Annotated in this window: 18 protein-coding genes; 1 reads left to right on the top strand and 17 read right to left on the bottom strand. The window is 69.0% G+C overall.

Annotated elements, in window-relative coordinates; translation table 11 throughout:
• Positions 1–91: 91 nt before the first annotated feature.
• The 11 genes from AACH11_RS19935 to AACH11_RS19885 form a co-directional block, all read right to left on the bottom strand.
• Positions 92–1,036 (bottom strand): helix-turn-helix domain-containing protein, encoded by a 945-nt coding sequence (locus AACH11_RS19935; protein WP_341376024.1) that lies wholly within the window; start codon positions 1,034–1,036, stop codon positions 92–94.
• Between the two features lie 163 nt (positions 1,037–1,199).
• Entirely contained in the window at positions 1,200–3,476 is a 2,277-nt protein-coding gene (locus tag AACH11_RS19930; protein ID WP_341376022.1) for a hypothetical protein, read from the bottom strand.
• A 56-nt stretch (positions 3,477–3,532) separates the two neighbouring features.
• Complete coding sequence (locus AACH11_RS19925) at positions 3,533–4,708, bottom strand: porin (RefSeq protein WP_341376021.1); 1,176 nt, start codon at positions 4,706–4,708, stop codon at positions 3,533–3,535.
• A gap of 130 nt (positions 4,709–4,838) precedes the next feature.
• The gene (locus AACH11_RS19920; RefSeq protein WP_341376020.1) at positions 4,839–5,741 is read right to left on the bottom strand and encodes a substrate-binding domain-containing protein; all 903 of its coding nucleotides are present in this window, start codon (positions 5,739–5,741) and stop codon (positions 4,839–4,841) included.
• 75 nt (positions 5,742–5,816) lie between these two features.
• Entirely contained in the window at positions 5,817–7,361 is a 1,545-nt protein-coding gene (locus tag AACH11_RS19915; protein WP_341376019.1) for an acetolactate synthase large subunit, read from the bottom strand.
• Positions 7,362–7,380: 19 nt separating this feature from the next.
• Positions 7,381–8,241, bottom strand: a complete 861-nt coding sequence (locus AACH11_RS19910; RefSeq protein ID WP_341376018.1) for an HpcH/HpaI aldolase family protein — start codon at positions 8,239–8,241, stop codon at positions 7,381–7,383.
• A 143-nt stretch (positions 8,242–8,384) separates the two neighbouring features.
• On the bottom strand, positions 8,385–9,383 hold the full coding sequence (locus AACH11_RS19905) for a DODA-type extradiol aromatic ring-opening family dioxygenase (protein WP_341376017.1): 999 nt from the start codon (positions 9,381–9,383) through the stop codon (positions 8,385–8,387).
• Positions 9,384–9,413: 30 nt separating this feature from the next.
• Positions 9,414–10,733 (bottom strand): MFS transporter, encoded by a 1,320-nt coding sequence (locus AACH11_RS19900; protein ID WP_341376016.1) that lies wholly within the window; start codon positions 10,731–10,733, stop codon positions 9,414–9,416.
• A 37-nt stretch (positions 10,734–10,770) separates the two neighbouring features.
• The gene (locus AACH11_RS19895; RefSeq protein ID WP_341376015.1) at positions 10,771–11,616 is read right to left on the bottom strand and encodes an amidohydrolase family protein; all 846 of its coding nucleotides are present in this window, start codon (positions 11,614–11,616) and stop codon (positions 10,771–10,773) included.
• A gap of 23 nt (positions 11,617–11,639) precedes the next feature.
• Complete coding sequence (locus tag AACH11_RS19890) at positions 11,640–12,665, bottom strand: amidohydrolase family protein (RefSeq protein WP_341376071.1); 1,026 nt, start codon at positions 12,663–12,665, stop codon at positions 11,640–11,642.
• A gap of 22 nt (positions 12,666–12,687) precedes the next feature.
• Positions 12,688–13,665, bottom strand: coding sequence for an ABC transporter substrate-binding protein (locus tag AACH11_RS19885; RefSeq protein ID WP_341376014.1), 978 nt, complete (start codon positions 13,663–13,665; stop codon positions 12,688–12,690).
• 227 nt (positions 13,666–13,892) lie between these two features.
• Here AACH11_RS19885 and AACH11_RS19880 point away from each other — a divergent pair, with 227 nt between their 5' ends.
• Positions 13,893–15,281, top strand: a complete 1,389-nt coding sequence (locus AACH11_RS19880; protein ID WP_341376013.1) for an MFS transporter — start codon at positions 13,893–13,895, stop codon at positions 15,279–15,281.
• A gap of 26 nt (positions 15,282–15,307) precedes the next feature.
• Here the strand turns inward: AACH11_RS19880 and AACH11_RS19875 are convergent, their stop codons facing one another.
• From AACH11_RS19875 to AACH11_RS19850, 6 genes are read right to left on the bottom strand one after another with little or no spacing between them, the layout of a single operon-like run.
• Complete coding sequence (locus AACH11_RS19875; protein ID WP_341376012.1) at positions 15,308–16,477, bottom strand: Gfo/Idh/MocA family protein; 1,170 nt, start codon at positions 16,475–16,477, stop codon at positions 15,308–15,310.
• On the bottom strand, positions 16,474–17,502 hold the full coding sequence (locus tag AACH11_RS19870; RefSeq protein ID WP_341376011.1) for a sugar phosphate isomerase/epimerase family protein: 1,029 nt from the start codon (positions 17,500–17,502) through the stop codon (positions 16,474–16,476). The genes AACH11_RS19875 and AACH11_RS19870 overlap by 4 nt, the downstream gene beginning before the upstream one ends.
• 30 nt (positions 17,503–17,532) lie before the next feature.
• A complete protein-coding gene (locus tag AACH11_RS19865) occupies positions 17,533–18,489 on the bottom strand; it encodes a substrate-binding domain-containing protein (RefSeq protein WP_341376010.1) in 957 nt (318 codons plus the stop codon).
• A gap of 39 nt (positions 18,490–18,528) precedes the next feature.
• Positions 18,529–19,518 (bottom strand): ABC transporter permease, encoded by a 990-nt coding sequence (locus tag AACH11_RS19860; RefSeq protein ID WP_341376009.1) that lies wholly within the window; start codon positions 19,516–19,518, stop codon positions 18,529–18,531.
• The gene (locus AACH11_RS19855; protein ID WP_341376008.1) at positions 19,499–20,992 is read right to left on the bottom strand and encodes a sugar ABC transporter ATP-binding protein; all 1,494 of its coding nucleotides are present in this window, start codon (positions 20,990–20,992) and stop codon (positions 19,499–19,501) included. Before AACH11_RS19855 ends, AACH11_RS19860 begins: the two co-directional genes overlap by 20 nt.
• Complete coding sequence (locus AACH11_RS19850; protein WP_341376007.1) at positions 20,989–22,209, bottom strand: ROK family protein; 1,221 nt, start codon at positions 22,207–22,209, stop codon at positions 20,989–20,991. Before AACH11_RS19850 ends, AACH11_RS19855 begins: the two co-directional genes overlap by 4 nt.
• Positions 22,210–22,222: the final 13 nt, after the last annotated feature.

Here is a 22,222-nt window from a genome sequence, read left to right as displayed (position 1 = left end):
GAGATTCGCTGGCACTTTTCGCGGGCGCCAGGGTAGACCCGCGGACCCGCCTGGAAGCGGCTGCGGCCGGCTGAAGCCGGGCAGCGCCGGTTCAGGCCGCCTTGCCGGCGCCCGCCTGGCTGGCGACGCGAAACTGGCTCGGTGACTGCCCGACCTCCTTGCGGAAGAAACGGGTGAAGTAGGCGGTATCGCTGAAGCCCAGGTCGTAGGCGATCTGTTCGATCGAGCGCTCGCTGAAGATCAGGTTGCGTTTGGCCTCGATGATCAGCCGCGCGTGGATGAGCTTGATCGGGCTCAATCCAGTGGCCGCCAGGCAGGCCGAGCGAAGCTGCGTGGCCGACACCGCCATCAGTGCCGCATAGTCCGGCAGTTTGAGGTTCTGCCGGTAGTGCTGGTTGATCAGCATGCGGAAGCGCTCGGCCAGGCGGATGGCGTGGCGGGTGGCGCCGTCCTTGTTGATCTCGTCGAGCCGCGTGCCGCGCACCAGCATCAGCATCAGCGAGACCAGCAAGGCCTCGGTGCCCACCGCATGGCCGACCATCTTGGAGCGGGTCTCCTGCTCCATGCGGCGGATCAGGTCGTAGAACTCGGTCGGGCCGTCCTCGCTGTAGCTCAGCGGGATCACCCGCGGCTGTGACCACAGCTGCACGAACTCGGGCAGCCGGGTGTTGGTCTGCGCCAGATAGGACAGCTCGATGGTGACCACCCAGCGGTCGGCGTCGAGCTCGTAGTCCAGGCCGTGCACGCACTCGGGCGGCAGCAGCAATGCGCAGGGGGCCTCGAACGGAATCTGCGCGCCCTCGCGGTTCATCACGCCGCGGCCGTGGCGCACGAAGATCACCTGGCCATAGGACGGGTGGACGTGCGGCTCGGTCTTCCAGCGGCCGCGCTCGGTGACGTGGCCGACGTGCACGAACCAGCTGTCGTCCCGGTCCTCACGTTCGACGTAGAGGCGCACGCTGGGCACCGGTGCGGGGGCGGGCGCCACGGCGGGATGCTGCGTGGCGGCCTGCTTGATCGCTGAATAACTGGTCATGACTGCGGATGACAGTCGGGGCGGGCGGGCGCGGTGACGCCGGGAGGCTGGCCCCGGATGGCGGAAGCCCGTGCACGTCGGTAGGCGTGCACGGGCAGGGCGGATCGTGCCGCATGTCGGATGGTGGGGAACTCCGTGAAGTCCCTTTGTCCGTGAGGCAGGCTCAGTGCCGGATCGGTGTGGCGGACGCGATCGCCTGCTGTGTACGGACTGTCGCCCGCTGCACAACCTTCACTGTGCTCCCATTCCAGACACTGTCCACTTCGACGATCACGTAGTGACCGGATCCCGAGCCCCGGATCGCCCCGGTGCGACGTTGCGGCGTCTCACTCATGTAGATGTTGGTCGTCGTGGCGGCGATCGGGCTGTCCGCGGCATCGCGCAGATCGTAGGTATCCATGACGACGAAGTCATCGGTACGCAGCATGCCCTTGCTGTCCGGAACCGCATCTCCCTTCATGCGGATCACGGCACCGCTCATGTTCGTGTCGTACTGAAGTGCGACAGCCGTGAGACGGCCGTTCTCCAGGATCGGTGTCACGTTCTGAAGGGTCGACGGGGTCACCGGATGGCTCATGCCCGTCGGCAGCCAGCCCGGAACCTGATCAGCGGTGACATTCGTGCCGATGCGCAGCCAGCTGCTGTTGTAGAAGCGCGTCCCCGCTCCTGCCTTGCCGGTAGGGTAGTAGATGGCACCCCCGGTCTTCGGATCGATGAAGTTGGGCATCAGCCGGTTCGTGTTCTGGACGCTGGCCAGCTCGAAGGGCTTGTTCAGGTCCAGCTTGGTCCGTGCCATCGCGGTCGTCCGGCTCTGGCTGAGCAGCCATTCATAGGCCGCATCCAGCCGGCGCGACCAGATGGGGGCGATCTGGCTGGATCCTCCGTTGAACGTGACCCAGAACAGACCGCGGGACTGATCGCCATAGCGGTTGGGTTGCGCGAGAAAGTTGCGCAACGCCAGCTCCTGATCGTCCTTGGGCGCATGAGGATCCATGATCCACAGCCGTGGAATCTCGTAGTCCACGAGGTCCTTGTACAGATGGTTCTGCTCGGTCCAGAGGTTGTTCGACAGGAAGTTCTCGGACGAGTTCATGACCATGACGTTGTCGTCGGAGGTCAGGAAGTGATAGTTGTTGATGTCATGCCCGTCGTGGATCTTGCTGCCGTCACTGCCCCAGTGGTAGTTCCAGATCATGTCGTCGGTGGACGGGTAGTAGCGGGGGGTGTTCGCGGTGGTCTCGACATAGGTCGGATCGGTCATGCCACGAGCGAACACCTCATCCTTGTAGTAATTCTGGCCCCACTGGTTGTCGTACATGAGGATGCCGGCGAAGTAGTTGTCCCGCAGCACATTGGTCTGCAGGATCATCATGCCGCCCACCGACTGTCCTGCGCCGTAGATGTGGTCCTGGCTGATCGAATAGCGCTGCTGCAGGTCATCCCACAGTTTGACCAGCGCCGAGTAGTGTGCGGTCGTGCCCGAGTTGTCGCCCACGCGTTGCGTGTAGACCGGAACGACCACGATCATCCCGGCCAGCCCGTGCCGGGTCTTGACCAGGTTCTGTGCCCAGTCCGACGCCATCACGGTCGCGCCACGGGACTGTGCCGCGGCTGCCAGTGGATGAGTGCCGGCATTGAATGCGGGATGGTTGACCGTGACCAGCGCGTACTTCTTCGACGGGTCATAGTCGGAGGGGACGAACAGGGCGTAGTCCATGTCCACGGCTTGCAGCGTGCCGGTCTGCTCGGAGTAGCAGTTGAGTGCCGTGAAGCTCGGACCGGAGGCGCCATAAGCGCCGGGCGTATTCGTGTAGAAGCGGAATCCTTCCAGGCCGCTGATCGTGTAGGTGCCCGCCAAGGCGGCTCGGGCGGTGCCGGTCTGACCGGCGGTGTAGTTCATGACCTCATGCGTGCCCGGCGTGATCGTGTGGGTGCGGGTCTTGATCGTGCCGGTCTGGGTCACTCCGGCGGACAGCGCGTACGTGAAGCCCTGCTCCGTCGCGTGCTGGTAGTCCTGGTAGACCTCGATGACCACGTAGCGGCCGCTGCCGGATCCACCGGTGGACGACATCGCGGGCTGGTCGTTGACGTACACCTTGGTCACGTCACCGATCTGGCCACTGCCGTCGTTCACGGAGTTGGCAGTCCATGTTCCCTGCCAGACATCGAGCGCGTAGCTGGCTTTCGTCACGTCCGCCCCGGCCATGTCCATGCCGTACTCGATGACGATGGCCGTCAGCTTCGCGCCATCCGATGCGATGCGTCCGATGGTGCGGACACTGACGATGCCGTCATCCGCGGCCATCTGGGCGGTGGTCGCGGCACCGTTGTCGGCCTGGGTCGAGATGCAGCCTGACAGGGGGGCCGCACCGATGACGAGGCAGGCAATGACGCCAGCGATGGGTAAGCAGGCACGGTTCAGACGCTGGATGGAGGTCATGGGGGTGGGTCTCCAGGATTGATTTGACGTGTACGGCCCGGGGCGCAGGCCCCCACTCAGAACATGTACTTCACGCCCGTGATGACCGAGCTCTGTGCGCGTCCGGCCGGCGGTGCCGCCGACGGCGTGCCCGACGAGGCCGACAGGGCCGACGTGCCCTTGTTGCGGAGGTGGGCGAGCGTCACGTAGGCCTGCAGGTCCTTCATCAGCAGCCAGCTGCCGCGCAGGTTCAGGAGATCGGCGCCGTTGGGCGAGTCGTCGAAGCGCAGGGTGGCGACCATCGCGTCGACGGTGAAGGCGGTGTCGGGCACCGGCGTCTTGACGGCCAGCCAGTACAGCCGGCTGCGCGGGGTGGCCGCGCTGCCCTGGTTGTCGCGCGCCAGCAGGCCGGCGCCGACCTGGCTGCCGCCGATCCTGCCGAAGGCGTTGAGGGTCCAGCGGCTGTCGGTCTTCGACGGGCTGGTCAGGCCGCCGAAGGTGGCCGGCACGGCCGGCGTGCTGCTGGTGGCGGCCACCGCGGTGGTGCCGCCGTACTGGCGTTCGTAGGCGGTGGCCACGCCCCAGCCGCCCGGGGCGTAACGCAGCATGGCCGACCATTCTCGGCATTGGGCCTTGTCCACCGCCTCGCCGGCGCAGTTGGTGGCGGCGGCGCTGGTGCTGCCGGCGCTCGGGCTGGCATCGCGGCCGACGCTGTAGTTGAAGCCGCCGGTGATGGCTCCCCAGGTTCCGGTGTAGGCGATGGCGTTGTCGGCGCGGGCGTTGGGCACGCCGCTGTCGAGCGTGCCCAGGCCGTGCGAGCCGGCGCCGAAGATGTCGGCGTCCTGCATGCCGTGGAAGCGCATCGTCAGCTGTCGGCCGAGGCTCACGGTGCCCCAGCCGCCCTGCAGGCCGACGAACGCCTGGCGGCCGAAGATGCGGCCGCCCTGGCCGAGCGTGCCCAGATCGGCCGAGATGCCGGCTTCCAGCGCGAACAGGCCCTTGATCGTGGGCATCATGTCGCCGGTGTTGCCGCGGATGCCGAAGCGCGAGGCTGCGGTGCCCGAGCCCACGCGCACGCTGGTGGTGGTGCCGCCGGCGCCGTCGTTGCGGCCGTCGATGATCTCCACGCCCTCGTCGACGAGGCCGTAGACGGTGACAGAAGGGGGAGCGGCGGGGCGGGCGGCCTGGCCCAGGGCCAGGGTCGAGCTCAGACACAGGCAGGCGCAGGCCAACCCGAGCGTGGTGCGGTTCATCGGTCGTGTCTCCAGGCCACGTCAGGTGGCCGTGTGTGTGCGCGGGCCGGTCTTTCGCCGGCCATCGTCGGATCTGCGGACCGGTCGTGGGCCGCCCGGTGGCGGCCGCGACGGCCCGCGGGGCGGGGGATCAGCCCAGGGCGCCGGTCGTGTCGTCGAACAGCTCGTCCACGCTCATCCGGTGCGGGATGATCTTCTGGTCGAGCGCCCAGTCGATGGCCAGCTGCAGGCCCTTGCGGTTGGCTTCCAGGCCCAGCGGCGGGAAGACGGCCGGCACCTTGCCGGCCTCCTGTGCGGCGGCGCGGCTCTCGCGGATCATGCGGTAGATCTCGCGCACGATGTCGGGCCGTTGGCGCGACAGGTCCTGGTGGACGACGAACATGTGGTTGATCGGCACCACGCCCTCGCGGGCGAACCAGGCCTGGGCCGCATTCTGGGCGTCAGGCACCAGGGTGCGCACGCGGCTGTCCTTGGGCATGTCCTCGCCCAGCAGCGCGGCCTTGAGCTCGCCGGCCATCATCATGTCGGGGATGACCGCGCCCTTGGGCAGGCGCACGCAGTTCGGCGGATCCTGGTACTCGGCCAGGTGGCCGTCGCCCAGCGTCATCCAGGTGACCTTGTCGAGGTCCACACCATGCTCGTGGCGCAGGATGCCTCGGATCCACAGGCCGGTGGTCTGCGCATAGGTGCGCACGCCCACGCGCTGGCCCTCGATGTCCTTGGGGTCGACCTGGCCGAAGTCGATGTTGAAGCCGGCGCAGTGGTGCTGGAAGCGGCCCGAGATCGGCGCCGGCAGCAGCACGTAGGGCTTGCCGTAGGCCTTGGCCTGCAGATAGGTGACGATGGCCAGTTCGCCGCAGTCGTAGGCGTTCTCGCGCACCATGGCCTTGAAGCCGTTGTGCGCCGGCGTGGGGCCGCAGCAGTCCAGGCGCACGAGGTCCGAGCGCACGCGCCCGTCCTTCATCGCGAGGGTGACCGGGTAGTCGGCCAGGTTGGTCTTCAGCACGGTGACGGATGCATCCACGTCGGACATGAGGGGTCTCCGATGCCGGGGTCTCGCCCCGGGCTCTGGTTCAGGGCGAAGGGGGGAGGGCGGGCGTGGGTGCGCTCACAGGCGCACCTCGATCAGGCAGGGGCCGCGCTCGCGGGTGGCGTCGGCGATCGCGCGGTGCAGGTCCTCGGCGCGCTCGACGGCCACGGCCCGCACGCCCATGGCGCGTGCCATCGACAGCCAGTCGATGCGCGGGCGCTCCAGCTCGATCATGGACAGCGCGCGTTCACCCGGGGTGCCGGCGCCCATGTTGGCGTACTCGGCCTTCAGGATCGCGTAGCTGTGGTTGGCGAAGATCAGCGTGGTGATGTCCAGGCCCTCGCGGGCCTGGGTCCACAGCGACTGGATGGTGTACATCGCGCTGCCGTCGCCGACCATGCAGACCACCGGCCGGTCCGGGCAGGCGATGGCCGCACCGGTGGCCACCGGCGTGCCGTAGCCGATCGAGCCGCCCATGTTGTTGATCAGGTCGTGCGGCCGGGCGCCCATCGTGTGGCCCAGGGTCTCGCGGCCGGTGGTCAGCGATTCGTCGACCAGGATCGCGTTCTCGGGCAGGGCCGCGGCCAGCGCGTGGGCGATCGACAGCGGGTTGAGCGCACCGCTGGGCACCGGCGTCTCGATGCGCTCCTGGCGGCGCGGGCGGACGTCGCGCGCGCCGAGTTCGTCGAGCAGCATCTCGAAGGCCAGCGTGCTGTCCTCGTCGGCCTCGACCAGCGGGTGCACCCGCGTGCCCGGGGCCTTCAGCAGGCTGGGCTGGTCCGGGTAGGCGAAGAAGGCCACCGGCTCGCGCGTCTCGACGGTGATGATGTGGCGCCAGCCCTTGAGGAACTCGGTGGCCTGTTTGACGGCGTACGGGATGCGCACGATGGGCACGCGACCGGCACCGCGCTCGATGCGCGCGGTGAAGAACTGCGAGGCCAGCGTGGCGCCGGTGGCCGCCGCCACCTGGCCGGCGCGCTCCAGCGCCGCGCCGCGGCAGGCCTGGTTGGCCAGGATGATCAGCGTGGGCTCGCCCGAGCGCAGCACGCGGGCCACGTCGGCCACGCGTGCCGCATCCGGCGCCTTGCGCACGACGGCGGCCGGCGGCGGCGGCGTTGCCGGGCGGGCGGCCTGCCACGAGATGTCGCCGGGCAGGATCAGCGTGGCGATGCGGCCCGGATGCGCGCGCGCCTGGGCCACGGCCTGGGCGGTGTCCCAGGCGATGGTGTCGGCTGACTCCGCCCGCCGCACCCAGTGGCTGAGTGGCCGTGCCAGGCCCTCGATGTCCGAGCCCAGCGGTGGATCGTGCCGCAGATGCGACAGCGAATGCTCGCCGACGATGTTGACCATGCCGGACGACGCACGTCGGGCGTTGTGGATGTTGGACAGGCCGTTGGCCAGACCCGGCCCCAGGTGCAGCAGGGTGGAGGCCGGCCGCCCGGCCATGCGCCAGTAGCCGTCGGCCGCGCCGGTGGCCACGCACTCGTGCAGGCACAGCACGCTGCGCATGCCGGGGTTCTCGAGCGCGGCCAGGAAATGCATCTCCGAGGTGCCGGGATTGCCGAAGCAGACATCGACCCCCTGGCTGACCAGGGTGTCGACCAGGCTGTGTGCGCCGTTCATGCCGGGTGCCTGCCTGTGCTCAGTAGCCGGACTGTTCGCGGGCCAGGCCCACGACGCCGTAGGTGCGCTGCGGCGCAGCCATCAGGAAGCGGTAGCCCTCCTCCATCAGGCGGCGGTGGTTCTTGGCCGTCACGTGCGGGTTGCCGACCACCACGTCGTGCTTGTGGCAGATGGAGACGATGCGGCGCATCGCGTCGGCCACCTCGGGATGCTCGTACTGGCGCGGGAAGCCGAGGGCCTGGCTCAGGTCGCCTTCGCCGATCAGGATGAAGCCGATGCCGGGCACGTTGGCCAGGATGTCGTCCAGGTTCTCGATCGCTTCCGGGCTCTCGCACATCAGGCCGACCAGGATCTCGCCCTCGGGTGCCAGCGGCCACACGTCGGCCTTCTTGTAGTAGTCGGCCATGCTCAGGCCCCAGTAGCGCGCGGCCGTCGCCGGGCCGTCACCGCGCACGCCCTTGGGCTCGTACAGCGGTGCGCCCTTGGGTCGTGCATAACGACAGGACGCGACGGCATTGCAGGCCTGCTCGACCGTGGCCACGTGCGGCCAGACCACACCGTAGGCCCCACGGTCCAGCACCTGCTTGGCGAAGCTCTGGTTCATCTCGACGCCGTTGGCCGGGATGCGGGCCAGCGGCGTGACCGCCGGGGCCAGCGAGCCGCTGTCGGCGATCTGCTTGCGGTTGAGCAGGTACTGCAGCGCATCCCCGAAGGCCGCCACGTCGTAGGGGTTGTGCTCCATCTCGAAGACCAGACCGTCATACGGCGCATCGCTGAAGTCGATCGCGCTCTGGCGGTCGACCTTGCTGAAGGCGGTGAAGGCCGGCTTGCCGGATTCGAAGGCGCGGATCACGCCGTTCAGTCGATTCGAGGTGCTCATGTCGAAACTCAGGTACGTAGGTGTCGGACAGCGCTCCGCGCAGCCCCCTTCCAGAGCCGCCCACGAAGCAGGTATTCATCCAGCGACCGCCGCGGAACCGGCTCCGCCGGTCCGCCAGCGGTGCCCCCCTGGGGGGGCGCGCGTCAGCGCGTAGGGGGGGGGCCTGGCCTCCAATACATGAAGCCCATCCCCTCCCCCGTGCCCGCCGCCGTGCGGTAGCAGGGCACGTAGTCCACCAGCGTCATCTGCGCGCCGGTGTGCTGCAGGGCCATCATCACGCTCACGTAGAGCTTGATCTCCGAGGTGCCCGACTGGTAGCTGCGGTCGTCGATGGCGGCCAGACCGGCATAGTCGTAGTCGCCCAGCAGCTTCATGATGCGGCGGTCGAAGTCCTCGTCGGCGACGAAGTGCGACAGGCCGCCCGAGGCGATGACGCCCACCCGCACGTCCTCGGGCCAGTCCTCGATGGCCTGGCGCAGGATCTCGCCGAAGCGGATGCAGCGCGCCATCGACGGCTGCGTCGGCGGGTAGAAGCAGTTCATCAGCACCGGCACGTGCGGCGGCGGCTCGCCGCCCATCACCCGTTCGTAGACGAAGCCGAAGGCGTGCGGCACGACCGGGTAGTCGGGCAGCGGCTTCATCCACACGTTGTCCGGCCAGGCGTAGAGGTCGCTCAGGTCGAAGTCCGATTGCTGGAAGCGCTCGATCAGGTGGCGGGCCAGCGCCGGGTGGGTGGCGTGCACCCGGTGTTCGGCCGGTCCCCAGGCAGCCTTCTGCGGCGGGCCGTTGTGGGCCTCGGCGCCGCTGAAGATCGCGATCGACGGCGAGTGGTGGATGAAGATCTCCTTCTGGTCCTTGCCCAGGATGATGGCCACGTCGACCTCGGCCTCGCGCCAGGCCTGGGCCATGCGGTCCAGCGCGGCATTGCAGCGGGCGTGGCGGCTGCGGCGCTCGTCCAGCGTCAGCAGGGGCTCGAAGGCGGCCTCGCGGTGGGCCTCCAGCTCGGGGTAGGTCCAGGTGCGGTTGCGGAACCACAGTTCCGGGTTCCTGCGGTCGCGCTCGCCGTTGGTCAGCCAGTCCTCGGGCGCCTGGCCCAGCATGCCGCTGTGGGGCACGGCCATGCCGAATACGATCTTTGCCATGGGGTGTCGGTGTGGGATGGAATGAGGGTCTCAGCCGTCGATGCGCGGCGACCACTTCGGCCGCAGCAAGACGATCGTGTTGAGGGCACCGATGACGAGGAACAGCACGATCACCTGCATCGGCAGCGTGTAGCCGCCGCTGCGCTCCAGTAGCCAGCCCGAGAGCGAGGCCGAGACACCGCCGGCCAGGCTGGTGGCCACCTGCTGGATGCCGGTGGCCAGGCCGATGGCCGGCTTGGGGATCAGCGTCAGCTTGCACAGCGCCAGGTTGTTGGCGGTGGCCAGGCCCAGCAGCGTCAGCGACAGCACGTTCCAGAACAGCGCGCCGTCCAGCGTCGCCGCATGGGCGCCCAGCAGCACCGTGCTGCCGCCGACGAAGCCGGCGACGACGAAGGCCTTGCGCACGAGGACCGCGTCACGTCCGGCGGCGATCAGCCGGTCGGCGATCCAGCCCGCCAGCGTGGCGACGATGGCGATGCCGGCGAAGCTGAAGAAGGTGTACAGGCCGGAGTCCTTCAGCGACAGGCCGCGCTGCTCGACCAGGTAGGCCGGCATCCAGGTCATGCAGTAGAAGGTGAAGTAGCCGTAGCAGAAGTTGTTGACCATCGCGCCCCAGATGACCGGGCTCTTCATCAGGCTGCCGAAGCTGACCTGCGCGGCATAGGCCTTGGAGACCACCAGCTGCTGCGGGTCCGGCAGGTCGTTGCGCACCAGGCCGAGCCAGGGCAGCAGCCACAGCAGGCCCAGCAGTCCGGTGGCCAGGAACATCGCCTGCCAGGACCAGGTGACGATCATCCAGGCCGCGATCGGTGCGCCGATGGCCGGGCCGAACTTGCCGCCCGCCGACAGGATGCCGGCCGCCAGCCCCTTGTGCTGCTCGCCCATGTGGCTGCCGATCCAGCGGTAGCTGGCCGGCACCACGATGGCCTCGCAGGCGCCGACGATCAGGCGCATCACGAACAGGCCGGCCAGGGCCGTCACCGCCCCGGTGGCGGCGGTGGCCAGGCACCAGGCCGCGAAGCACACGGTGTAGGGCCACTTCACGCCGTAGCGGTCGACCACCCAGCCCATCGGCAGCTGCATCAGGCCGTAGGCCCAGAAGAAGGTCGCGTTCAGCAGGCCGCGGTCGACGTTGCTGAGGCCGAACTCCTGGATGAAGTGCTTGTCGGCCAGTGCCGACGACAGGCTGGTGCGGTCGATGAACGAGATCATCAGGCCGAGCATCAGCAGCCCGAGCACGGTCCACATGCCGGCACCCTGCATCGGGCCCGTCGCGGCCGGGGCGGTGGCGGCCGGACGGCCGGGCAGGGCCTGCGGGGGCAGCGCAACCGCCTTGGCGTGGGTCTCCATGGTCTTCTTCTCCGTCTTCGTGGTGCGGTCGGCGGGCTCAGGCCAGGGCCGGATACAGGCGGCGTGCGGTGCCGCCGAAGATCCAGGCCTGGTCCTCGGCGCTGAGGCTGGCCAGGCCCGCGCGGGCGGTGGCCAGGATCTCGGCCAGACTGCCGGGTGAGGTCGGGAAGTTCGAGCCCCAGGCCAGGCGCTGCGCACCGAAGGCCTCGACCACGCGCGCGAAGAAGGTCTCGGCGCTGGCCTGGCCCTTCTTCACGTCGCCGAAGATGCGCGGCGTCAGCTTGAGATGGACGTTGGGCAGGTCGGCCAGCTCGAACAGGCTGCGCGCGGCCGCATACGGCGGGCCGTCGAGCACGTCGGGGCGGCCGAGGTGGTCGAGGATGATGGACACGCCGCTGAACCTCTCGGCCAGCAGGCGCACCTGCGGCAGGCCGACGGGGCCGGTCTGGATGCACATGGGCAGGCCGAGTTCGGCCAGCATCTCCCAGGCCTTGAAGCTCTTCGGGTTGTCCAGCTCGCTCGGGTCGAAGTCCTGGGTCGAGCCGCCGGTGAAGATGCGCAGGCCGGCCAGGCCCTGCCGGGCCCAGCCCTGGATCACCTGCGGCACGTCGTCGGCCAGCATGTCGACCGAGCCGACGGCCACCAGCCGGTCCTTGTACTGGTGGCAGCCGTCGACCACGTAGCGGTTGTCGAAGCCGTAGGTGGTCGACGAGTGCACGACGGCGGCCTTGGCCACGCCGGCGGCGTCCATCGCGGCGATCAGCGTGTCGACGGTGCAGGGGCGCTCCTGCGACCAGTCCGAGCGCTTGCCGAACAGTGGCGCGGGCGGGTAGCGCGTCTCGTCGTCCGAGATGATGTGGGGGTGGATGTCGATGATGTTCATCTCAAGGTCTCCTTGGCTCGGGCTCACAGGCCGCGGGCCTTGAGCAGCGCGTCCAGGCGCGGATACACGCGGCGGGCGTTGCCCTCGAAGATCGCGTGGCGGTCCTCGGCGCTCAGCGCCGCGCACTGGTCGACATAGCGCTTGGTGTCGTCGAAGTAGTGGTTCGTCATCGGGTCGCGGCCACGCACCGCGCCGATCATCTCGGAGCCGAACAGCACGTTCTTCGTCGGCACCACCTGGGTCAGCAGCGCCACGCCGGGATGGTGGTAGACGCAGGTGTCGAAGAAGACGTTGTCGAGCAGGCCTTCCAGCGGGCGCTGGGCGATCTCCAGCGACATGCCGCGGTAGCGGCCCCAGTGGTAGGGCACCGCGCCGCCGCCGTGCGGGATGATCAGCCGCAGGCTGGGAAAGTCCTTGAACACGTCGCCCTGCAGCAGTTGCATGAAGACCGAGGTGTCGGCATTCAGGTAGTGCGCGCCGGTGCCGTGGTGGCAGACGTTGCAGGAGGCGGCCACGTGGATCATGGCCGGCACGTCCAGCTCGCACAGCGCCTCGTAGACCGGGTACCAGCTCCGGTCGGTCATCGGCAGGCCGGTCCAATGGCCGCCGCTGGGGTCGGGGTTGAGGTTGACGCCGACGAAGCCCATCTCCTGGACGATGCGCTTCAACTCCGGCACCGAGTGCTTCGGCGGCGCCAGCGGCGACTGCGGCAGCATGCCCACCGGCACGAAGTTGTCCGGATAGAGCTCGCAGACCCGCTTGACCAGGTCGTTGGAGATCGTCGCCCACTCCAGGCTGGTGCGCTCGTTGCCCAGGTGGTGGCTCATCAGGCCGGCGATCGGCGAGAACAGCGTGATGTCGCCGCCGCGCTCCTTCTGCAGGCGCAGCTGGCCGCTCTCGATCGCGTCGCGGATCTGGTCGTCGCTGACCCGGGCGCCCGACAGCGGCGGCGCGTGGGCCGGGTCGTTGGCCGAGGCGATCTGCCGTGCGCGCCAGTCGCGGAAGGACGGCGGGACGGTGGTGAAGTGGCCGTGGCAGTCGATGATCAGGCTCATGGTCGTGCTCCGGTCTTCAGGCGTTGGGGTCGACGAAGAGCTCGGCCATCGACAGGCGGCGCGGCGTCAGGCCCTGCTTGAAGGCCGTCTGCTCCAGCGCCTCGATGGTCTTGCGGTTGGCCTCGATGCCGTAGGGCAGCGGGTCGTGGCCGACGATCTTGCGCAGCTCGATGTACTTGCGGTCGGTGGCCGTGCCGTCGCGGCGGCCGGCCTCGACCTCGTCGAGCGTTGTCAGATAGGCCTGCTTGGCCTGGTCGAAGGCCCGGTAGAGCGACTGCGCCACCCAGGGATGCTCGGCCAGCACCGCGTCCTTGACGACGATGGTGCCGTGCATCGGGTAGATGCCGGTGCGCGCGTGGTACGCGGCCTCCAGCTCGGTGGCATCGGGCAGCAGGTCGGGGTAGTGGGCCTCCACCTCCTGCCAGCCGCCGGTGGGGTTGCCGGTGCGGCCGATGCCGGCGGCGGCGTCGAAGCCGGCGGCCAGCTCCCCGGCGGCCATCATGTCGGCCAGCGGACGCGTGGCGTGGACGACGTTGGGCGGCAGCTTCAGCTCCTGCACATGCTCCTCGTCATCGACGACCCAGGTCACCTTGTCGTTGTCGACGCCGAACTCGTCGATCAGGACCTGGCGCGTCCACACGCCGGTGGTCACCGAGTAGGCGCGCACGCCGACCTTCCTGCCCTCCAGGTCCTTGGGATGGGTGATGCCGGCATCGGGGCGCACCAGCAGTCCGCCGTGGTGGAAGCGCCGCACGACGAAGATGGGCAGGCCGACGAAGGGCCGGCCGTAGGCGCGGGCGATGAGGTAGGTGGTGGGCGCCAGCTCGCAGACGTCGAATTCCAGATCGCGCACCATGCGGCGGAAGGCGCCGATCTGCGGCTTGACGGTGACGAACTCGGCCTCCACGCCCTCGATCGGGATGGTGCCGTTGCGGAGGGCGGCGGTGTGCGGGTGCTCGGCGATGGCGAGCTTCAGGCGGACGGGACGGGCCACGGGTTTCTCCTGGTCTCTCGGCGCCGGGTCGGTGGGCGGGGCCCGGCGGCGGTGTCTGGGGGCCGACCTCGCAGGGCCGGCGTGACGCAAGAGTAGGAGGGGGCGCCGGCGCGTCCCAGCCACAAATCGGAGAATCGCTGGCACTTTTCGCCGCGTGACGGGCTGCACAGTCCGTCGGCCGATCCGACGGGTTTCGTCGGCACGCCCGCGCCGCTAGACTGATCAGGATGAACCCTGATGTCGCCCCGCCCATCCCCGATCTGGGATGGCGCTCAGCCCCTCATTACTGGCGTTTTCTCATCAACCGGCTGACGGGGGGCGCGGCCAACCAGATGCTGATGGTGGCCCTGGGCTGGCAGATGTACGACCTGACCGGCCGCGCCTGGGACCTGGGCATGGTGGGCCTGGCGCAGTTCCTGCCGATCCTGCTGCTGACGCTGCCGGCCGGCCACCTGGTCGACCGCCATGACCGGCGCCGGCTGCTGGCGCTGAGCCTGGCCGTGCAGGGCGTGGTGGCGGTGGTGCTGGCCACCGGCAGCCTGTCGGGCTGGGTGAGCCCGACCGTGGTGCTGGTGATGTCGGTGCTGCTGGGCGCCGGCCGCGCGCTGCAGATGCCGTCGCAGCAGGCCCTGCTGCCCGGCCTGGTGCCGGCGACGCTGCTGCCGCGGGCGATGGCCACCTCCAGCTCGGTGATGCAGGCCTCGATCATCGGCGGGCCCGCGGCCGGCGGGGCGCTGTACGCCTGGGGTGCGCGCTGGGGTGAGGGCGCGGTCGACGGTGCGGGCGTGGCTGCGGTGGCGCACACCGGTACCGCTGAGGCGGCGGGTGCCGCCGTCGCCCAGACCGCCGCCCATGCCGCTGCGGCCGCGCAATACGGTGCCGCGCTGGTCTACGGTGTCGCGCTGCTGCTGCTGGCGGTGGCGATCGCGGCCGTGCTGACGATCCGGCCCGGCGCCACGCCGGCGCGCCGGCCCTCGGCCGGCTGGAAGGACGTGACCGCCGGCCTGCACTACATCCGCCAGCGGCCGGTGATGCTGGGCGCCATCTCGCTGGACCTGTTCGCGGTGCTGCTGGGCGGCGCCACCGCGCTGCTGCCGATCTTCGCGCGCGACATCCTGCATGTCGGACCTGAGGGGCTGGGCCTGCTGCGCGCGGCCCCCGCCTTCGGCGCCGTGCTGACCGGCCTCGCGCTGGCCCGCTGGCCGCTGGAGCGCCGGGCCGGCCGCTGGCTGCTGACGGCGGTGGCCATCTACGGCGTGTCGATGATCGGCTTCGGCCTGGCCACCAGCTTCGCGCTGGCCTTCGCCGCGCTGCTGGTCAGCGGCGCGGCCGACATGATCAGCGTCGTCATCCGCCAGACCCTGGTGCAGCTGGAGACGCCCGACGACATGCGCGGCCGCGTCGGCGCGGTCAACACCGTCTTCATCGGCGCCAGCAACCAGCTCGGCGAGTTCGAGTCCGGCGTCACCGCGGCGGCCTTGGGCCCGGTGGGCTCGGTGCTGCTGGGCGGCTTCGGCACGCTGGCGGTGGTGGCGCTGTGGTGGCGGATCTTCCCGGATCTGGCGCGGCGGGATCGGTTGGTGGTGGAGGGGCGGCCGGCGGCGGCCGCGGGCTGACCGGTTCCCCGCTCATCGGCCGGCCTTCATCCGTCGATCTCGGTCCACTTCAGTGTGGACCGCGACGATTCGACCGTCTTCTCGATGAAGCGCACCCCGCGCGCCCCTTCGTCCACGCGCGGATAGTCGGCTTGCGCCCGACTGGCCGGTTGGCCCGTTTGCAGCCGGGCCTGCAGGTCGTTCGCCACGCCGGCATAGATGTTGGCGAAGGCTTCGATGAAGGCCTCCGGATGGCCTGCCGGCGTGCGTGTGGCCTGGGTGGCGGCGTCGTGCAGCCAGGCCGAGCCGCGGGTGAGCACCTGCAAGGGCCCACCCAGCGGGGTATGGATGAGTCGGTTCGGGTCCTCCTGGCGCCACATCAGCGAACCCTGGTCCCCGATCACGCGCAGGCGCAGATCGTTCTCGGCGCCAGCAGCGATCTGTGACGCCATCAGCACGCCGCGTGCCCCACCCTTGAAGCGCAACAGCAGGCTGCCGTCGTCATCGACCTGGCGCCCGGGAACGAAGCGGGTCAGGTCTGCGCAGATGGATTCGATCTCCAGCCCGGTGACCGTTGCGGCCAGTTGCTCGGCATGGGTACCGATGTCGCCGATCGCGCCGGCGATGCCGGTCCGGGCGGGGTCGGTGCGCCAGTCGGCCTGTTTGCTCTGCACCTGTGTGGTCAGCCAGCTCTGGTTGTATTCGACGATCACCTTGCGCAGCGTGCCCAGTTGGCCAGTGCGCACCATTTCGCGCGCTTGGCGGACCATGGGGTAGCCGCTGTAGTTGTAGGTGACGCCGAACAGCGTGCCACGCCGGGCCACCAGATCGACCAGACACTGTGCCTGTGCGCTGGTGTGCACCAGCGGCTTGTCGCAGACGACATGGAAGCCCGCATCGACGAAGGCATGTGCCACGTCGTAGTGCACATGATTGGGCGTGACGATGCAGACCAGGTCGACCCGTTCTGACGCGGAGCGCGTGAGCTCATCGGCCAGCAAGGCCTGCCAGGTGCCGTGGTTGCGCGCATCGGCCAGACCCAGATCCCGGCCTGAGGCCCGACCCTTTTCCGGCGTCGACGAGAAGGCGCCCGCCACCAGCTCGTAGCGTGAGTCCAGGGCCATGGCGTGGCGGTGGATGACGCCGATGAAGCTGTCGCGTCCACCACCCACCATGGCGTAGCGCAGTCTTCGGGGAGCGGTCGTGTTCGTGATCATGCGGAGCCGGCCATGCCGGCCTGTCTGGATTGGTCGAAGGCCGCGTCAAAGGCCCCGTGAGCCGGCGCGAAATCAAGTCGGCGGCAGAAGGCGGCGCTCTCGGTGGCGCCGTGGACGCGGTCCATGCGCGCGTCCTCCCATTCGATGGACAAGGGGCCTGCATAGCCCACATCGTTGAGCGCCACGATCAGCGATTCGAAATCGATCATGCCGCGCCCGACGCTGCGGAAATCCCAGCTGCGCCGGGCATCGCCAAAGCTGGTGTGGCCGCCAAAGGTGCCCACCGTGCCGTCGCCGCGGCCCCACCAGACGTCTTTCATGTGCGCATGGAAGATACGCGGGCCGAACTGGCGGATGAAGCGGATGTAGTCCACGCCCTGGTAGCCCAGATGGCTGGGGTCGAAGTTGAAGCCGAAGCGGGGATGCTGGTTCACGGCTGCCAGTGCACGCTCGCTGCTGGCGATGTCGAAGGCGATCTCGGTGGGGTGGACTTCCAGCGCGAAGTCAACGCCGCACCGGTCGAACACCTCGAGGATGGGCGAGAAGCGCCGGCCGAAGTCGGCGAAGCCGGCGTCCCAGAAAGACTGTGGAGTGGGTGGGAAGGCGTAGATCGAGTGCCAGATCGAGGAGCCCGTGAAGCCGGTGACGGTCTTGACACCGAATTTCGCGGCGGCCCGTGCCGTGTCGGACAGCTCGGCAGCGGCGCGCTGGCGCACGCCTTCCGGGTCGCCGTCGCCCCACACGTGGGTGGGCAGGATGGCCTGGTGCCGGGCATCGATCAGGTCACACACCGCCTGGCCCACCAGGTGGTTGCCGATGGCTAGGCAACGCAGGCCGTGTGCATCCAGCAGGGCCCGCTGTGCGGCGCAGTAGCCCGGCTCGTGCAGCGCCCGCTGCACGTTGAAATGATCGCCCCAGCACGCCAGCTCCAGGCCGTCATAGCCCATGCGTCTGGCCAACGGCGCGAGCTCGGCCAGCGGAAGATCGGCCCATTGGCCGGTGAAGAGGGTGATGGGGCGGCTCATGTCGGGTCACCTGTGGAGGGGGTCTTCGCTTCAGAAGGGCGAATCAGGGAAATAGAAGTCCTTGGCCTTGTCCTTCGTGATCAGCACCGAGGGCACGATGGTGGTGGCCGGCAGCTTCTGCCCCTTCAGACGAGCCTCGGCCGTCATCACGATGGCGTCGTACATGAACTTGGGCGAGTACGAGACATTGGCCTGGATGCGCGGATCGCTGCCGTCCATCAGCGTCTTGATGCTGCCCTTGGCGCCCGCGCCGCCGAACACCAGCTTGATGTCGGTGCGCTTGGCCTGCTCGATCGCCTTGATCACGCCCACCGACATGTCGTCGTCCGCCGCCCACACCGCATCGATGCGCTTGAAGCGGGTCAGGTAGTCCTGCATCACCTTGAAGGCGTCGTCACGGTTCCAGTTGCCGTACTTGGCGTCCAGCAGCTTGATGCCAGGGTGCTTCTTCATCACCGCGTTGAAGGCATCCATGCGCTCGTTGTCCAGCGTGGTCTGGATGCCACGCAGCGCCACGATCTCGCCTTTGCCGCCGAGCTTGCCTGCGATGAACTCGGCCGGAATCCTGCCGAAGGCCGTGTTGTCACCGGCGACATAGGCATCCTGACCGGAGGGGTTGGTCAGGCCGCGATCCACCACGGTGACATACACGCCCTTGCCGTGGATCTGTTCCACCGGCTTGGTCAGCGCGGCCGACTCGGAGGGCAGCACGACCAGCGCGTTGATCCTGCTGACTGTCATCAGGTCCTGCAGCTGGTTGGCCTGCTCGCTGGCGTTGGCGGCGGTCTTGATCGTGATCTTCAGGGCCGGGTATTTCGTCTCCAGCTCCTTCTTGGCCACGCCGGCCCACCACACGATGCCCGCCGCGAAGCTGTGCGTGGCCGTCGGGATCGACACGCCGAGATGGACCGGGGTTTGCGCCTGGGCGCCCAGGCCGAAGCCGGCGGCGGTCAGCGCCAGAAGGGTTCTGCGAGCGATCTTCTTCATGGGATGTCTCCTTGGTGGTGGGGTGGGGGAACGGCTGCCTCAGCGCCGGCGCTGCATGAACGCCACGGCGATGATCACGACACCCTGCACCGCCGCGTTGAGGTACACGCTGATGATGCTGGTGAGGTTGAGGATGTTGCTGATGACCGAAAGCAGCACCGCGCCGATGACGGTGCCTGCGACGCTGCCCGCGCCGCCCTTGAGCGCCGTGCCGCCGACGATCACCGCGGCAATCGCCTCCAGCTCCCAGAGCAGGCCGGTGGTGGGCGAGGCCGATCCCAGGCGAGGCACGTAGAGCAGCGTGGCGATGCCGACGCAGGCTCCCAACAGGCCGTAGGTCAGCAGCTTGATGCGGTCCACGTCCACCGCCGCGTAGCGGGCCACCTGCTCGTTGGAGCCGATGGCCTGCACATAGCGGCCGTAGGCGGTGCGGTTCAGCAACAGGCCACCTAGCGCCGCCACGGCCACGAACACCCAGACCGGCACCGGAATGCCCAGCAGTGCGCCGTAGTAGACAGGCGCATAGGTGTCGGCCAGCTTGTCGTCCAACGTGATGGCTCCTCCGTTGGACAGGTAGGTCAGGTAGGCCCGGAAGATGCCCAGCGTGCCCAGCGTGACGATGAAGGGCTCGATGCGGCCACGTGTGATCAGCAAGCCGTGCGCAAAGCCGAAGACCGTGCCCAGCGCCACCGCAGACAACGCACCGATGGTCACGGTGACCCAGGGCGACAGTCCCTGCGAGCCCAGTGCATTCATCACCCAGATCACGCAGCCGGCGATCAAGGCGGCCATCGATCCGACCGAGAGGTCGATGCCGCCGCTGATGACCACGAAGCACATGCCCACGGCGATGATGCCGATGAAGGCGGTGCGGGTCAGCACGTTCAGCGCGTTGGCGGGGGTCGCGAAGTCGCTGTTCAGCAGCGTGCCGACAAGGCAGAGGGCGAGCAGGCCCGCCACGGGCCCCAGGCCGTGCAATCGCGCCCAGAGCGAGGTGGGCGCCGACGATTCAGTGCGTTCCTGTGGCATGGCGGATCAAGACCTCTTCATTCAATTGGGCGTCAACGTCGAGCGTGGCCTGCTGTCGGCCGCCCCGCATGACCACGATGCGGTGACAGCAGCCGATCAGCTCCATCAGCTCGCTGGAAATCACGATCACCGCGCGCCCTTCGCGGGCCAGGCGCTGGATCAGTTCATAGATGTCGCGTTTGGCGCCCACGTCGACGCCGCGCGTCGGCTCGTCCAGCACCACCACCTTGGGGTTGGGGTGCAGCACACGGGCCAGCGCCAGCTTCTGCTGGTTGCCTCCTGACAGCGCGGACGCCTTGATCGCCGTGGAGCGGGTGCGGATGCCGAAGTCGTGCACCGCCTGCTGCAGTGCCTGCTGCTCGGCTGGCGGGCTCAGCCAGGGGCGACAGTACGGGGCGAGCGCCATCAGCGTCAGGTTCTGCCGCAGCGGGAAGTCCACATGCAGTCCCTTGCCCTTGCGGTCTTCGCTCAGGTAGGTGAACCCCAGGTCTGCCGCCTCGCGCGGGCTGCGGATGCGCACAGGTTCGCCGCCCAGTGCCAGATGCGCCACCGTGGCCGGTCGCAGGCCCAGCAGGCCCTCGAACAGCTCGGTCCGCCCCGCGCCCACCAGGCCGGCAAAGCCGAGGATCTCGCCGGGCGCGACCTCGAAGCCGATGTCCTGCGCCCAACCCGGCACGTTGAGGCCCTGCACCTGCAGCAGCGGCTGCCGTCCCTCAGGGCGTGCGTCACGCGGCGGGTACAGATCACTGAGCTCGCGGCCGATCATCAGCGACGCCATCTGTTGACGGCTGAGGTCTCGGGTGGCGCTGCGGGTGACGAAGCGCCCGTCACGCATGACGATGAGCTCGTCGGTCACCCGTTCGACCTCGTCGAGCTTGTGCGAGATGTAGAGGATGGTGACGCCGCGGGCCTTGAGCCGGGCCATCAGCGCGAACAGGCGCTCGGTCTCGCCCGGGGTCAGGGTCGCGGTGGGCTCGTCCATGACCAGCAGGCGCGCCTGGCGCTGCAGTGCCTTGGCGATCTCGACCAGTTGCTTCTCGGCCACGATCAGCCGGCCCACCAGCGTGTCCGGATCGGCGCGCAGGCCCACCTCCTCCAGCACGGCGGCGGTCTCGGCCCGCATGGCCTCGTCGTCCAGCCAGAGCCGGCCCTTCTTCAGCTCGTGGCCGAGAAAAACGTTCTGCATGACCGTCAGATCGTCGGCCAGCGCAAACTCCTGGTGGATCATGGCGATGCCGGCGGCCTCGGCGTCGCGCGGCCCGGTGAAGCGGACCTCGCGGCCGTCCAGCAACAGGTGGCCGCCGCTGGGCCGCTCGTAGCCGGCCAGGATCTTCATCAGCGTGCTCTTGCCTGCCCCGTTCTCGCCCAACAGGCCGTAGACGCGTCCGGCGGGCAGATCGAACGACACGCCGTGCAGCACCTGCACCGGGCCGAACGCCTTGGTGACTTGATCGAATTGCACCGTGAAGCTCATGTCGCCATCCCCTCTCGCCGGGAAGGCACTGACTGCCGCAGCACTTCCTGCAGAGCCAGCACGCCGGCACCGATCACGCCGGCCTGCTCGCCCAGCGGTGACAGGCCGATGTCCAGGTGCCGGGTCGACAGCGCCAGCGAGCGTTGGTAGACGCTCTGGCGCAGCGACGCGAGAAAGAGCGGGCCGATGCGGGTGATGCCGCCACAGATGAACACATGGGAGGGATTGAAGAAGTTCACCACCGACGCCAGCATCTGGCCGACCAGGGCGCCTGACCGCTGAACGATGGCGTTGGCGGCCGCGTCTCCCAGGCGGCTGGCCGTGCCCACATCCTCTGGCGTGAGGGTGCCGCGCTCCGACAGCACCTGGGCCAACCAGTCGCTCTGGCCCCCGAGTGCGGCCTCCTGACCCAGGCGCGCGATGGCCGGGCCGGCGGCCATGGCCTCCACACAGCCGACGTTGCCGCAGCGGCAGCGCGGGCCCGCCGGGTCCACGCACAGGTGGCCGACATCGCCCGCCGAGCCGGTGGCGCCGCGATAGACCTCGCCGTGGCAGACCACACCGCAACCAATGCCGGTGCCGACCTTGATGACCAGGAAATTCGGCAGCGCACGGCGCAGCCGCCAGCTCTCACCCAGTGCCATGAGGTTCACGTCGTTGTCCACCCAGACCGGCGCGTCGAAGTCGGCGCGCAGGTCGTCGCGGATCGAATAGCGGTCCCACCGCGGCATCAGCGGTGGCTCCACCAGCTGCCCGCTGCCGAAATCGACCGGGCCAGGCACGCCGACGCCGATGCCCAGCACGTCCGAGGCCTTGAGCTGGAGTTGGGCCAGCAGTTGACGCAACAACGCCCGGATACGGGTGAAGACGGCACCCGGTCCGTCACCGACATCGATCGCCTCGCCGTGTCGCGCCAGCACCTGCAGATCGGGCGCCAGCACCGCCACCTCCACGCTGGTGGCCCCCAGGTCCACGCCCAGCAGCACACCGATGCTGCGGTGCAGCTGCAACGTCTCGGCGCGCCGACCGCCCGAGGACGCCTGCGGCCCGACCTCGTCGAGCCAGCCCTGCTCGATCAGCCCGGCCACCAGCGCATTGGCCCGCGTGCGGGAGTAGTTCAGGTGCGAGGCCAGCACGTCACGCGAGGGACCATGCGACCAGAGCACACCTTCAAGCGCGCTCAGTTCGGCGGCGCTCAGCGGGGCTCGGCGGCTCATGCTGAACCTTTCT

This window comes from Pseudaquabacterium rugosum (assembly GCF_038066575.1).
Lineage (GTDB): Bacteria > Pseudomonadota > Gammaproteobacteria > Burkholderiales > Burkholderiaceae_C > Pseudaquabacterium > Pseudaquabacterium rugosum.
This window is presented reverse-complemented; position numbering and strand designations above follow the sequence as displayed.

Excerpts from the sequence above, each read along its gene's own strand:
- AACH11_RS19935 (WP_341376024.1), bottom strand. The coding sequence starts at position 1,036 with ATGACCAGTTATTCAGCGATCAAGCAGGCCGCCACGCAGCATCCCGCC.
- AACH11_RS19930 (WP_341376022.1), bottom strand. The coding sequence starts at position 3,476 with ATGACCTCCATCCAGCGTCTGAACCGTGCCTGCTTACCCATCGCTGGC.
- AACH11_RS19925 (WP_341376021.1), bottom strand. The coding sequence starts at position 4,708 with ATGAACCGCACCACGCTCGGGTTGGCCTGCGCCTGCCTGTGTCTGAGC.
- AACH11_RS19920 (WP_341376020.1), bottom strand. The coding sequence starts at position 5,741 with ATGTCCGACGTGGATGCATCCGTCACCGTGCTGAAGACCAACCTGGCC.
- AACH11_RS19915 (WP_341376019.1), bottom strand. The coding sequence starts at position 7,361 with ATGAACGGCGCACACAGCCTGGTCGACACCCTGGTCAGCCAGGGGGTC.
- AACH11_RS19910 (WP_341376018.1), bottom strand. The coding sequence starts at position 8,241 with ATGAGCACCTCGAATCGACTGAACGGCGTGATCCGCGCCTTCGAATCC.
- AACH11_RS19905 (WP_341376017.1), bottom strand. The coding sequence starts at position 9,383 with ATGGCAAAGATCGTATTCGGCATGGCCGTGCCCCACAGCGGCATGCTG.
- AACH11_RS19900 (WP_341376016.1), bottom strand. The coding sequence starts at position 10,733 with ATGGAGACCCACGCCAAGGCGGTTGCGCTGCCCCCGCAGGCCCTGCCC.
- AACH11_RS19895 (WP_341376015.1), bottom strand. The coding sequence starts at position 11,616 with ATGAACATCATCGACATCCACCCCCACATCATCTCGGACGACGAGACG.
- AACH11_RS19880 (WP_341376013.1), top strand. The coding sequence starts at position 13,893 with ATGAACCCTGATGTCGCCCCGCCCATCCCCGATCTGGGATGGCGCTCA.
- AACH11_RS19875 (WP_341376012.1), bottom strand. The coding sequence starts at position 16,477 with ATGATCACGAACACGACCGCTCCCCGAAGACTGCGCTACGCCATGGTG.
- AACH11_RS19870 (WP_341376011.1), bottom strand. The coding sequence starts at position 17,502 with ATGAGCCGCCCCATCACCCTCTTCACCGGCCAATGGGCCGATCTTCCG.
- AACH11_RS19865 (WP_341376010.1), bottom strand. The coding sequence starts at position 18,489 with ATGAAGAAGATCGCTCGCAGAACCCTTCTGGCGCTGACCGCCGCCGGC.
- AACH11_RS19860 (WP_341376009.1), bottom strand. The coding sequence starts at position 19,518 with ATGCCACAGGAACGCACTGAATCGTCGGCGCCCACCTCGCTCTGGGCG.
- AACH11_RS19855 (WP_341376008.1), bottom strand. The coding sequence starts at position 20,992 with ATGAGCTTCACGGTGCAATTCGATCAAGTCACCAAGGCGTTCGGCCCG.
- AACH11_RS19850 (WP_341376007.1), bottom strand. The coding sequence starts at position 22,209 with ATGAGCCGCCGAGCCCCGCTGAGCGCCGCCGAACTGAGCGCGCTTGAA.